Source organism: Halomonas icarae, assembly GCF_009901955.1.
GTDB classification, from domain to species: Bacteria; Pseudomonadota; Gammaproteobacteria; order Pseudomonadales; family Halomonadaceae; genus Halomonas; species Halomonas icarae.
Map to the genome: position 1 here is coordinate 2,400,700 of NZ_WUTS01000001.1, position 12,177 is coordinate 2,412,876.

General features: G+C 54.1%; 9 protein-coding genes and 2 pseudogenes. 7 read left to right on the forward strand and 4 right to left on the reverse strand.

The genetic code is table 11. The features are described from left to right. Positions 1-16: 16 nt before the first annotated feature. Positions 17-1,525 carry an O-antigen ligase family protein gene (locus GRB80_RS10830; RefSeq protein ID WP_161423588.1) on the forward strand — a complete coding sequence of 503 codons (1,509 nt, stop codon included), beginning with the start codon at positions 17-19 and terminating at the stop codon, positions 1,523-1,525. 115 nt (positions 1,526-1,640) lie between these two features. Next, positions 1,641-2,090: a phasin family protein gene (locus tag GRB80_RS10835; protein WP_161423589.1), complete on the forward strand. Its 450-nt coding sequence runs from the start codon at positions 1,641-1,643 to the stop codon at positions 2,088-2,090. A gap of 381 nt (positions 2,091-2,471) precedes the next feature. Here GRB80_RS10835 and GRB80_RS10840 read toward each other — a convergent pair whose 3' ends face one another. Together GRB80_RS10840 and GRB80_RS16670 are read right to left on the reverse strand one after the other, a co-directional pair. Next, on the reverse strand, positions 2,472-3,371 hold the full coding sequence (locus tag GRB80_RS10840) for an NAD(P)/FAD-dependent oxidoreductase (RefSeq protein WP_161423590.1): 900 nt from the start codon (positions 3,369-3,371) through the stop codon (positions 2,472-2,474). 150 nt (positions 3,372-3,521) lie between these two features. Next, a pseudogene (locus GRB80_RS16670) lies at positions 3,522-4,005 on the reverse strand (transposase); the annotation flags it as partial. Between the two features lie 251 nt (positions 4,006-4,256). Here GRB80_RS16670 and GRB80_RS10850 point away from each other — a divergent pair. From GRB80_RS10850 to GRB80_RS10870, 5 genes and pseudogenes are all read left to right on the forward strand, one after another. After that, positions 4,257-5,321, forward strand: coding sequence for a type 2 periplasmic-binding domain-containing protein (locus tag GRB80_RS10850; protein ID WP_161423592.1), 1,065 nt, complete (start codon positions 4,257-4,259; stop codon positions 5,319-5,321). Between the two features lie 73 nt (positions 5,322-5,394). After that, complete coding sequence (locus GRB80_RS10855) at positions 5,395-5,913, forward strand: TRAP transporter small permease subunit (RefSeq protein WP_161423593.1); 519 nt, start codon at positions 5,395-5,397, stop codon at positions 5,911-5,913. Beyond that, positions 5,906-7,234 carry a TRAP transporter large permease gene (locus GRB80_RS10860; RefSeq protein ID WP_161423594.1) on the forward strand — a complete coding sequence of 443 codons (1,329 nt, stop codon included), beginning with the start codon at positions 5,906-5,908 and terminating at the stop codon, positions 7,232-7,234. Before GRB80_RS10855 ends, GRB80_RS10860 begins: the two co-directional genes overlap by 8 nt. Positions 7,235-7,300: 66 nt before the next feature. After that, positions 7,301-8,347, forward strand: coding sequence for an Ldh family oxidoreductase (locus GRB80_RS10865; protein WP_161423595.1), 1,047 nt, complete (start codon positions 7,301-7,303; stop codon positions 8,345-8,347). 223 nt (positions 8,348-8,570) lie between these two features. Continuing rightward, positions 8,571-9,394 (forward strand): annotated as a pseudogene (locus GRB80_RS10870) (integrase core domain-containing protein); the annotation flags it as partial. 72 nt (positions 9,395-9,466) lie between these two features. Here GRB80_RS10870 and GRB80_RS10875 read toward each other — a convergent pair. Together GRB80_RS10875 and GRB80_RS10880 are read right to left on the reverse strand one after the other, a co-directional pair. Beyond that, positions 9,467-11,173: an electron transfer flavoprotein-ubiquinone oxidoreductase gene (locus GRB80_RS10875; RefSeq protein ID WP_161424323.1), complete on the reverse strand. Its 1,707-nt coding sequence runs from the start codon at positions 11,171-11,173 to the stop codon at positions 9,467-9,469. Positions 11,174-11,268: 95 nt separating this feature from the next. Continuing rightward, positions 11,269-12,177: electron transfer flavoprotein subunit alpha/FixB family protein (locus tag GRB80_RS10880; protein ID WP_161423596.1), on the reverse strand; the 909-nt coding region annotated here is incomplete at its 5' end.

The following is a 12,177-nucleotide window of genomic DNA, read 5'->3' on the forward strand; positions in this document are numbered from 1 at the left end:
GTAGTGTTGAGTCGTGATGCCTTCTTTCCTTATTAAACTTGATCATCATCGCGTGATCGCTCGTGTGTGGCCTGTGCTCGCTATCGCTCTGGGTTTATTGATGTCATGGCAAGCAAGTGGTGCAGGTTCGTTTGCCGCCCAGCGTAGTGTTCAGATGTTGGCTCTGCTGCTCGTGATCGGGGTGGCCGGCTGGACGATGCGACAGTCTCTATTTGTATCTTTGCTACCAGTCAGTCATGTTGGGCGGTGGCTATGTACCTGCAGCATCTTGCTGGCATCGTTGTCAGTGCTGGTAGCGCCGCTACCTGGCGTGGCGTTGCTGGAGCTGGCCTATCTATTAATGTTGGGGGTGGCAACGGTGCTTATAGCGCTTAGTACACGCTATCTATCGCGACTTGGTTGGGTCATCCTGGGAAGCTTGATAACTCTTTTCATGCTAGTTTATGCATTGCTAGCTGCGGATCACATCCAGCTGGTATGGAGGTTTGCTGACCGACACGATTTCGGTCCTGGGTTCGCCAATGTGCGCTTTTTCGCCGATGTTGCTGTGGGGCTTATGCCGCTGGCGATGCTCTATGCGCTGGGGCGTCGCCGGCCCTCCATGGTAGCTGGCCTTCTGTGCCTCCTGCCGCTAAGTGCCTGGTGGTGGCTGCTGTGGGTTTCAGAAAGCCGTGCGGCATTGCTGGGCCTCCTCGTGGGAGCGGCCTTTGCTTTGTTGGTATTAGGTCGCGCCGCACGCTGGCCGGTGCTACTGCTGGCGCTCTCGGGCGTACTGGGTCTCGCCGGGTGGTGGTTTCTCAACCCCCTTGGCGGCGGCAGCGGCGGCAGCGGCGGCACTGAGGCCGTTTTCCTGCGCGATATCACCTCGAGTTCTCGGCGATTTATCCTGTGGCCCGAGGCGCTTGGCTATGCCCTCGACCACTTCCCCCTGGGTATCGGTCCCATGGGCTTTGCCTACAGCGGGAAGATGCTCGAGGGGCACGCCCATAATCTTTTCTTCAATACCGCGGCGGAGTGGGGGCTCCCACTGATGCTGCTGCTGTTAGGGCTGGCCCTCTACGGCACCTGGGTGATCTTGCGACGTGACCGCGCCATGAAAGAAGAGGACAAGAGGATCTTTGCCTGCCTGGTGATTGCTTTCGTTGGGGTGATGGTCAATGCCCAGTTTTCCGGCTCCCATATCATTCCGCTTAGCTCACTAGTGCTGGTGCTGGCCATTGGCCTGGTATTTGGCTATCGACCAGGGGGCGTATCGTTGCCACAGGTATCCCCAGGCTCGATGCTGCATTCTTCGAGCAGCCCGCCATCGCTGCGAGCCACGCTGGTGTGGGCAGGACTAATGTTGATGTATGCCTATCTGCTCTATGCGGGGCTCGAGCTCTACTGGCTTTCACAGGAATCGACGCTAACCTGCTTTCGGGAGCAGGGGCGTGCCTACTACTACCCGCGCTTCTGGGCCCAGGGCCGAATCGAATGCATGCAGATGGTGGCGCCGGATCACTGGTTGTTCTGGAGTTGGCGATAGCTCAGGCAGCGGTATGTTGCGCCGCACAAAAAAGCCTGCTATTGTTGCAGTGCAACAGAGCGGGACCTTCACGCGAGAGGCTCCGTTCACAGCCACTGAACCAGGAGGTTCCCAGATGACCAACACATTTTCTTTCGACACCAAGCCGTTCGATAACGCCCAGATCGACTCCCTGTTCTTCGCCCCGGCCCGCGCCTTTGCCGCGCTCTCCGTGGACTACACCGAGAAGCTGGTCAACGCCCAGCTCGAGGCCACCAAGGCCTACACCGACCTCAACCTGGCGCAGCTTCGTCGCCTGACCGAGGTCAAGGACGCCGAAGGCCTGAAGAGCTACGTTGAGGGCCAGCAGGACGTTGCCAAGCAGCTGAGCGAGCGCCTGAAGGGCGACGCCGAGAAGGTCGTGGCCCTGCAGCAGCAGTTCGTGCAGGAGAGTCAGAAGCTGACCGAGGGCAACGTCAAGCAGGCCCAGGAGAGCGTTCAGCAGGCCCAGGAGAGCGCGGAGAAGGCCACTGCTTCCGCCACCAGCAAGTCTGGCAAGGAAGCGTCTGCCAAGAGCGGCAAGTAAGCTCGACGCGGGGCTCGTTGCCAGGGCGCCATAGCCGCTTCTGATAACGAGCCCCCGCGGCAAGACCCAGCAGGCCGCCGATCCCAGGATCGGCGGCCTGCTGTCGTCTGGGCGCTTGGCGTTTTGCCAGGTGTTTAGTCCCAGGGTGTAATGGTCCATGGTTCGAACAATCGCCCCAGGAGTATTCCTGGCTCCAGTTTTTCATCAACGTGCCAGGAACACTACAATACGCTGCAAAAGCTGCCGTTAATCAGATTGTTCCGCAGCTACTATAGCTCGTAGTTCATTAAACGACGCGGAACAGGAACCTACAAGCCATCGCGGTTCGACGTGGTCTGCCATTGGCATGGTATCGAACATCGCCTGACACGCCAGTCCCGGTCAGCGAAAACGATCGATAGATAGAGCTCCTAGCCAGGGCGGGGCTTGGTTATGAATGTCAGCTTCGATCAGGGCGCCAGTGGTGGCCGCCAGGGTTAGGCCTAGGTGCCCATGGCCAATGCCATAGTGCACCCTGCGGGTATGAGCGGAAGGGCCAATGATAGGTAGGGTGTCCGGCAGAGAGGGGCGACACCCCATCCAGTGGGCGCTGGGAGCTCCCAGCTCTGGAAATAGCCTTTCCATGGCGCGCTCCAGGTAGCGGTAGCGGGCGGGATTGGCCGGGTCGCTGGCGCGACCCAGCTCCACCGTCCCGGCCACGCGCAGGCGTCCGGCCATGGGCGTCATATAGAAGCCGTACTCGGCGATGCAGCAGGGCCGCTGGAGCAGAGGCGATTCCATTGGGTACTCCAGATGGTAGCCGCGTTCGGCTTCCAACGGCATGCGATCTCCCAGCGTGTTGGCCAGCTGTGGCGTATCAATTCCGGCGGTGATGATGGCGTGATCGCATATCTTCTGCCCCGTACTGGTGTTGACGACCACGCCTGTCTCCTGTGGCGATAAGCGCTGGACCTCGCTCGAGGCGTGAAGCGTGCCGCCCAGCGCTTCGAACGTTTGACGCAAGCGCTCGCACAGTATTAACGGGTCCGCCACATGACCGGCATCGGGATACCAAATACTGCCTTTTACCTTGCCGGCTAGGGCTGGCTCAAGGTCGGTAGTTTGCTGTGCGTTTAGCACTCGATAGTGGATCCCACTCCAGGCCAGGGTGTCATGTTTATGCGAGGCCTGGACCCATGCGGCTTCCGTCTGAAAGGTGTATAGACAGCCGCGTCGTGTTACCAGTGACTCGGCATCAGCGGCGTTCAGCAGACGCTGCCAGTCATCATTGGCGCGAGCCATCTGAAGTGGTCCCCGAAATTCGGACCAGGCGCTAAGCTCTGATCAGACCGACCAGGAGACCCTGATCATGAGCAAGAACTCCCCTGGCGCTGGAAAGAAACTCTACCGGTCTAAATCACGCCGCACGAGGTGGGGTTGGTGGACCGTTTACCGATCATCGACGTCAGCAGAGCGTTGTTCGATGCCCACGAGATTGGGAGTCTTGCTGAGCCCTGCGCTCTTGGCCTGGGCACGGTGCTTGCTGCACCGCTTCGGCTGGAGGAGGTGCTGCTAGAGATCGCCACCTCGGGCCTTGTCATCCCAGATCAAAGCGTAGGTCCACTGATGACTGACGCTGACGCCGATCAAGGACGCCAGGAAATCGCTGATCTGCTCTAGGCTCCACTCTTCGCCCAGCCGGTCGACGACGGCGGCGATCACACTGGGCAAGCGCTTCGTCCACTTCCAGGCGGTGCGGCGGCGGTCATCACAGAGAGCCTGGGCCTGCTCGGGATCGTAGCCACCAAAGGCAGCTCACGACTGATCGAGCTGCTGTGGAGCCCCTGCTCTCTGCCAATCCGACGCTGCTGATGCCCAAGTCATAGCGGGCATAGGTCCGGTATCGTTGGGTCTGGGTCAGCTGTCGGTATCCGATGCTCTGCTTCACTTTGATCAGTAAAGCAGGGAGGGTACCGGCCTTGACCCTCCTGCCTCTACCGTACGGCCCAAAATGCTGCGGTTATTCTATGAACTCAGGAACTCAACAAGCAGAGCTACTGGGGCGGCTATGGATAGACAACCTCTACTTGTCAAAAGACATGTAAAGTTTGTTGACGTCTATTCATGATGACATTAGCTTTCCCTTGAGGCTGAAAGATAAGAACTCAAACTTAAAGGAATCATTAAATGAATATAACAAAATCTTTATTCGCAATATCAATGATTAGTTTTGCTGTAAACTCAGTAGCAAACGCCGATAGCAATTCAGAAACTTACGATTGGAGAATGGCCACGCCTTGGAGCGGAGGGCCGCTGTTTGAAAGAGATGCAAAAGGATTTGCTGACTGGGTCTCTAAACTTAGTGGGGGAAGGATTTCAATTGAGGTTTTCCCCGGGGGATCTTTAGGAAGTTCTTTAAAAGTAACTAACACTGTTAACTCAGGTGTTGCCGAGCTAGCCCATAACTATATAAATTACGATTATGGCTCTGACCCAACGACATCTATTCTGGCCGGACACTCTAGTGGACTTACACCTGAAGAATATATCTTATGGATGTACAAAGGGGGCGGAATTGAGCTATATGAAGAGTACCGTAGAGAAAATTTCAATGTTGTAGCATTCCCATGCTCAGTTTCTGGGACCGAAGTTTTTTTGCATTCCAACAAAAAGGTTGAAACCCTAGATGACTTCCAAGGTCTTCGCCTAAGAACTTCAGGCGCTTGGTCTGAGATTGCATCCAACCTTGGTGCTTCAACTGTTGTTATGGCAGGTGGTGATATATATAGCAGCCTAGAACGAGGCGTTATTGATGCTACCGAATGGGGAACACCAGAACAAAATATGCTAACCGGTTTTAATGAGGTTGCACAGTATATCGTTGTTCCTGGGGTACATCAGTCTGGTGGAGCAAATGAGTGCCAAGTCAATATGGATGTTTGGTCGGAGCTTTCTGATAGCGACAAAAACTTAATCAGAATGGCTGCAAAGCTCAACCTTTTTGATAGTTACTTAAGCAGTTCGTATGAAGACTTGGGCGCTTTCCAAGAGCTAAAAGAAGGGCCTAATGAAATTATTCATCTTGACCAGTCTTTCATAGACACCATTTATCAAGAAACAAGAAAATGGGAAGATGACCATGCTAAAGATAACGAATGGTTCGCTAAAGTACTAGAGTCTCAAAGAGATTTTAAAAACAACATGAAAGTCTGGTCTGATTACCGCCTCCCAATTGGCGTAATGGCCCGCTAACATAGTTAAAAATAGAAGAGGGGTGATCGCCTCTCTTCTATTTTTGTTACAGGCTGGCCTTAGGATGGTCGTAATGAAAATAGTTAATTTAATAGAAAAAGTTACTCGTTTTTCAGGCTATGTAGGTGCAGCCTTGAGCTTCCCGCTCATAGGCGCTTTAGTCTATGAGGTCTTTAGCCGATATATTTTAGGTCGCCCCACGCTTTGGGCTTTTGAAGTTAGCTATATGGTAATGGGCGCAATATTCATGTTGGGCATGGCAAATACTTTACGTATTGGCCAGCATGTTAACGTAGATGTCATGACAAACATCATGAGTGAAAAGACGAACACGATAATAAAAATTATAGGGTACCTGTTATTCATCCCCATACTAATTTGGTTGGTTTTTGAATTGTCGAATTATGCATTTTCTGCTTTTGAGTCTGGTGAGCGCTCTGGGCGTTCAGCGTGGAATCCTATTATATGGCCTGCATATTCCACTTGGCTAATAGGGTTCTCTCTTCTATTTCTTCAGGTTTTAGCTGAGCTTATTAAAGCTTTTTCTACTCTTATTTCATATAGAAATAAAAGGGGAAGTATTTATGAGTGATTACCTTTCTCTAATGATGTTTCCTTTGCTAATGGGGTTCATTTTTTCAGGCTTCCCTATTGCTTTTTCCATGATAATAGTCGCCGTTTTTTTTGGGGTGATTCAATTTGGTGATGCTGCAGCCTACCAGTTGCTTACTAAAATTGAAGACACTGCGTCTAATTCAGTATTAGCAGCAGTACCCCTATTCATTTTCATGGGGGCGATGCTTGAAAAATCTGGTATTGCTGACCGCTTATTTGATGCTGTGCACCTTTGGACTGAACGTTTACCAGGCGGCCTTGGAGTAGGCGCGGTTCTCATGGGGGCTTTGTTTGCTGCATCTAGTGGTGTTGTCGGTGCTACAGAGGCAGTAATAGGAATGCTTGCTGTTCCTGCAATGCTAAAACACCATTACAGCAAAAGTCTATTGTCAGGGACAATATGTGCAAGCGGTTCGTTAGGAACCGCAATCCCTCCTTCAATAACTATAATTGTCTTAGGGCCAGTCGCCGGCGTTTCAGTAGGATCGCTATTTAGTGGGCTTTTGATTCCCGGTCTTTTAATGGCTTTTTTATTCTTACTTTACATTATTGGTGTTTCCTATATCAAGCCTGAAGTAGCACCAAGATTAAAAGAAAGCAGAGAAAGTTTTGATTTTGGGGATAAGCTTCGTATCACACTCGTTGCGCTAATCCCTACTCTAGGCTTGATTTTTGTGGTTTTAGGAACCATTTTAATGGGGATTGCGACTCCAACAGAGGCGGCTGCTTGCGGAGCACTAGGTGCAGTTGTACTCGCAATGGCCTATAGAAATCTAAGCATCAATATTTTGTGGAATGCTGCTGTGCAGACAATGAGCATATCTGCCATGATTTTAATGATCGTAATGGGCGGAAGTATGTTTGCTGGTGTTTTCTTTGCGTCAGGGGGCATGGCAACAGTACAAGCTTTATTAGTAGACAATGGCTTGAGTCCTTTTGCCATTATAGGCTCCATTTTGATCATTGCTTTCATCGCTGGATTCGTACTCGATCTAATTTCAGTTGTTCTTATAGTCATCCCTGTGGCAATGCCTATCGTTAGGACACTTGGTTTCGATGAGATATGGTTTAGTGTTGCATTCCTTATTGTTCTACAGACCAGCTATTTAACACCACCTCTTGCCCCATCTATTTTTTATCTCAGAGCCATTACACCGCCCGAAATCACTCTTAACCATATGTATAAAGGTGTTGTACCTTTCATACTGGTGCAGCTCGTCATTTTGGCGCTTGTACTCTATTTCCCTTCGCTATCGCTTTGGCTTCCTGACGCCATGAGCGGGCCTTCATGGAAGTGAAACGCGAGAGAATAAATCACAAGAGCATAAAGATTACAATTACTTCAGACTTTACAAGGTAACTATATGAAAAATACTGATAGATGTAGCAGTAAGCCTGATGACTTCACTTTTCTTGAAAAAGGTGAAATTGAAAACCTTTGCTACCGAACTCTAAGTCACCATCGATTTAGTGAAAAACAGGCAAAAGCGTTAACAGAATTTTTAGTGGCTGCTGAAATTGATGGGTGTCGTTCTCATGGAATTTATAGACTCCTATATATAATTGACAGCCTTCGTAAAGGAGGTGTTGTCGCTGATGCACAGCCTCAGATTGAAGATGTGGCTCCAGGATTGGTTAAAGTAAATGCTAAGGGTGGCTTATCTCCTCTGGCATTCAACTCTGGAGTTGAATTATTAAAAAGAAAGTGTGAAGAATCTGGGGTCGCAATACTAGCAATCAATCACTGTGTGCATGTTACAGCACTTTGGGTGGAAGTTGAGAAATTAGCGCGGCAGGGTATTGTATCTTTAGCTTGCAACCCGACACATTCTTATGTAGCCCCATATGGCGGTTTAAATCCATTGCTTGGTACGAACCCCTTTGCTTTCGGGTGGCCTAGAGACTCAGGCACACCTTTTGTCTTTGACTTTGCAACTAGTGAAGCCTCTAGAGGGGATATTGAGCTTCATCATAGAGAAAAAAAACCCATACCCGAAGGCTGGGGTGTAGATCGGCTTGGCAATCCAACACAAGACCCAGGAGAAGTTCTTAATTTTGGTGCTATGCTCCCTTTTGGCGGCCATAAAGGATCGGCTCTATCGATTATGATTGAGCTTTTAGCGGGTCCGCTTATTGGGGATATGACGAGCTTAGAATCTTCAGCCCATGACCAAGGAAGAGGGTGTATTCCCTATCATGGAGAAGTGATCATTGCTATAGACCCATCTGTGACCAGAGGAACAACCGCCAAAAATGGTATGGCTGGTGCAGAGCAGCTATTTAGTACGATTATTTATCAGGGCGCACGTCTACCTTCGCAGCGAAGGTATGAAGAGCGCAAGAAAAACACATCTAATGGAGTGAAAATTGATGCAGGTCTGTTAAAAGAAATTGAGGGCCTAGTTAAATAAATTTTATTACTCTATGGAGTACTTGTGGGACTCATCAATTATCTACATTAGCTTTTGCTAAGATCGTATCTAACAAGGTCACTTATGCTTAAGTTGCATGAGTGACCCCATAGCTATACGCTGCCAAATCTCCTAAAGCAGCTGAGTCATCATCAAAACCTGCAACTATGTAATCACCCCCTGTTTCTGCACACCCTAGGCCACTACTTTCCTAGACCATACATCTAACATCAGGGATAGCGCGCTGGCCGGTCAGTATGACGTCGCCACCGTGGCCATCCGGCGCTGGCGTTATCGTGACAATTTCTATGGCCGACCCCGCACGCGTCGCAACTTCCTGGCGACGCTCACGTCCGAGCAGGATGACCTCCTCGTCGTTGCACGTGAGTTTCTAACCCTCGTCCTGCGCCGCCCTGCATCGCCTGCTCAAACGGCGTGAAGTGTCGGCGCTGACGGAAGTGCCGCGGCAAGACGCCGGTGGCGACGAGAAGCACCTACATAAGCCGTTCAAGGACTATGAGCCTGGCTAAGTGCACATCGATATTAAGCCCTTCCATAGATGCTAGACGAGCAGCAGAATCGCTACCTGACCGTTGCTATCGACTGTACCACGCAATGGGTTTACTTGGGGGTCAGGCGCTGCCAGTCCGCGAAAGGTACGCTAGCATTCATGAAGCGTGTGGAGGAGAAGGCCCCTTCACGATCCAAACGGTGCTTACCGACAACTTAAGTCATTCACCGATCGCTTTACGCGAGCAGGCGAGCGCAAGCCTAGCGGTTGCCATCTCTTCGATCTCGAGTGCATGACACATGGTATCGAGCACCGGCTAATTAATCCGGGGTGGCCGCAGATGAATGGCATGGTGGAGCGCTTCAACGGCCGGATCACCGACATGCTTTCTACCCGGCGCTATATCTCAGGTGAGGACCTGGAACAGACGTTCAAGCGCTACGCTTGACTTTACATTCACAAAAAGCCGCAGAAGGCGCTGTCCCATCAGTCGCCGATCGCAGCGATGAAGTAATGGCAGCTCAAAACGTCCTTAGTTATTAACCAAACGGGTGGTTAGTCATACGGGCCCGAACAATTATCAATATATGCAATATGGGCACTGATCTTTATAGATTGGGATAGTTCGGTCCGCCACCACCTTCGGGTGCTACCCAGGTGATGTTCTGGGCCGGGTCCTTGATGTCACAGGTCTTGCAGTGCACGCAGTTCTGGAAGTTGATCTGGAACATCGGCTTGCCGTCTTCGCCCTCGACCACTTCGTAGACCCCGGCCGGGCAGTAGCGCTGAGCCGGCTCGGCATACTCCGGCAGGTTCTCGCGGATCGGCAGCTCCGGGTCACTCAGCTTCAGGTGACAGGGCTGATCCTCCTCATGATTGGTATTGGAGAGGAAGACCGAGGAGGGCTTGTCGAAGGAGAGCTTGCCGTCGGGCTTCGGGTAATCGATCTTTTCGAATTCACCGGCCGGCTTGAGTGTTGCATGGTCCGGGGTGGTGTCGTGCACATTGGGCAGCTTGCCGCCCAGCAGCTGGTTGACGAAGTTGTAGGCGCCGCCGCCGACGGTACCGTACTTGTGGATCGCCGGGCCGAAGCTGGCGCTCTCCTTGAGCTCGGCGTATGCCCAGCTCGCTTCCCACTTCTCGGTAAAGGCGCCGAGCTCCTGGCCACCCTCGTTGCCCTTGGCTTCATGATCGTTTAGCGCCTCGAACACCGCCTCGGCGGCCACCAAACCCGACTTCATGGCGGTGTGCAGCCCCTTGATCTTGGCGAAGTTCAGGGTGCCGGCATCGCAGCCGATCAGCAGGCCGCCGGGGAAGGTCATCTTCGGCAGGCAGTTCAGTCCGCCCTTGGCGATGGCGCGGGCCCCGTAGGCGACACGCTTGCCGCCCTCGAGATGCCTGGCCAGCACCGGGTGGTGCTTCATGCGCTGGAATTCGTCGAAGGGGGAGAGCCAGGGGTTCTGGTAGGAGAGATCCATGATCAGCCCCACGACCACCTGCTGGTTGTCGCCGTGATAGAGGAACCAGCCACCGTGGGTGTGCTTGTCCAGAGGCCAACCGGAGCCGTGCAGAACCAGGCCGGGCTCGTGCTGCTCGGCGGGAACGTCCCACAGCTCCTTGAGGCCGATGCCGTAGTGCTGAGGGTCCTTGCCGGCGTCGAGGTCATACTCCTGGATCAGGCGCTTGCCCAGGTGACCACGGGCGCCTTCGGCAAACAGCGTGTACTTGGCGCGAAGCTCCATGCCCGGCATATGGCCATCCTTGGGGGTGCCATCGGCGGCCACTCCCATGTCGCCGATCAGGATGCCCTTGACCACGCCCTCCTCGATGATGGTTTCCTGGGCGGCAAACCCCGGAAAGATCTCAACGCCTAGCGTCTCGGCCTGCTCGGCCAGCCAGCGGCACAGGTTGCCGGCGCTGATCACATAGCGGCGGGAGTCGCCACTCGTTAGATCACCACCGGAGTGCCGGCCACCGGTGTTATGCATGGACTTGGGCACCAGGGCATTGGGTAGCTTCTGGCTCTTCTCCGCGTCCTTGAGCAGGTAGACCTCGTCGCGGCTGGCCGGGGTGGTCAGCGGTGCGCCACGCTCCTCCCAGTCGGGGAACAGCTCCTGCAGTGCGCGGGGCTCGAAGATGGCGCCGGAGAGGATGTGGGCGCCGACCTCGGAGCCCTTCTCCACCACGCACACCGTCAACTCCTGCTCCGCCTCGTTGGCCTGCTGCATCAACCGGCACGCGGCGGCCAGACCCGAGGGGCCGGCGCCCACGATAACAACATCGAACTCCATGGAATCGCGTTCGTTGTTTGACACCATGTTTCCGCCCCTTGAAGAAGAAAAAATCGACGGAAACGAAATGCCACTGCCGCCGAAAATCGGTGAGACCACTTCTGAGACAAGCCTAGTTGTTACAGCTTGATTTCCAGCTCGGGAAGAGCCTCAAACAAGTCTGCTACCAGGCCATAGTCGGCCACCTGGAAGATCGGCGCCTCCTCGTCCTTGTTGATCGCCACGATCACCTTGGAGTCCTTCATGCCGGCCAGGTGCTGGATGGCGCCCGAGATGCCCACGGCGATATAGAGCTCCGGCGCGACGATCTTGCCGGTCTGCCCCACCTGCATGTCGTTGGGCACGAAGCCGGCATCCACCGCCGCCCGCGAGGCGCCCACGGCGGCGCCCAGCTTGTCGGCGATCCCCTCGAGCAGCTTGAAATTCTCGCCGTTGCCCATGCCGCGGCCACCGGAGATGACCACCTTGGCGGCCCCCAGCTCCGGACGGTCGGACTGGGCCAGCTCCTCCTTGATAAAGGTGGACTGGCTGTTGTCGGCGACGAAGTCGACCGCTTCCACGGCGGCGCTGCCGCCCTCGCTCCCTCTATCAGGGCAGGCGTCGAAGCCGGTGGTACGCACGGTGATCACCTTCAGGGCATCCTCGCTCTGCACGGTGGCGATGGCGTTACCGGCGTAGATGGGACGCTTGAAGGTATCGGGCGACTCCACCGCGATGATCTCGGAGATCTGCGCCACGTCCTTGAGTGCGGCGACCCGCGGCAGCACGTTCTTGCCGGTGGTGGAGGCGGCGGCCAGCACGTGGCTGTAGTCGCCGGCGAGCTCATTGATCAGCGCCGACATCGGCTCGGCCAGCTGGTGGGCGTAGGCGGCGTTGTCGGCCACACGAACCTTGCTGACGCCGTCCAGCTTGGCGGCGGCCTCGGCGATGGCAGCGACGCCTTCGCCGGCGACCAGCACGTCGATATCGCCCCCGATGGCCTTGGCGGCCGCAACCACATGGGCGGTGGCGCCGGCCAGGGCGCCGTC

Coding starts and splice junctions, on each gene's coding strand:
- GRB80_RS10830 (WP_161423588.1), top strand. CDS start 17: ATGCCTTCTTTCCTTATTAAACTTGATCATCATCGCGTGATCGCTCGT.
- GRB80_RS10835 (WP_161423589.1), top strand. CDS start 1,641: ATGACCAACACATTTTCTTTCGACACCAAGCCGTTCGATAACGCCCAG.
- GRB80_RS10840 (WP_161423590.1), bottom strand. CDS start 3,371: ATGGCTCGCGCCAATGATGACTGGCAGCGTCTGCTGAACGCCGCTGAT.
- GRB80_RS10850 (WP_161423592.1), top strand. CDS start 4,257: ATGAATATAACAAAATCTTTATTCGCAATATCAATGATTAGTTTTGCT.
- GRB80_RS10855 (WP_161423593.1), top strand. CDS start 5,395: ATGAAAATAGTTAATTTAATAGAAAAAGTTACTCGTTTTTCAGGCTAT.
- GRB80_RS10860 (WP_161423594.1), top strand. CDS start 5,906: ATGAGTGATTACCTTTCTCTAATGATGTTTCCTTTGCTAATGGGGTTC.
- GRB80_RS10865 (WP_161423595.1), top strand. CDS start 7,301: ATGAAAAATACTGATAGATGTAGCAGTAAGCCTGATGACTTCACTTTT.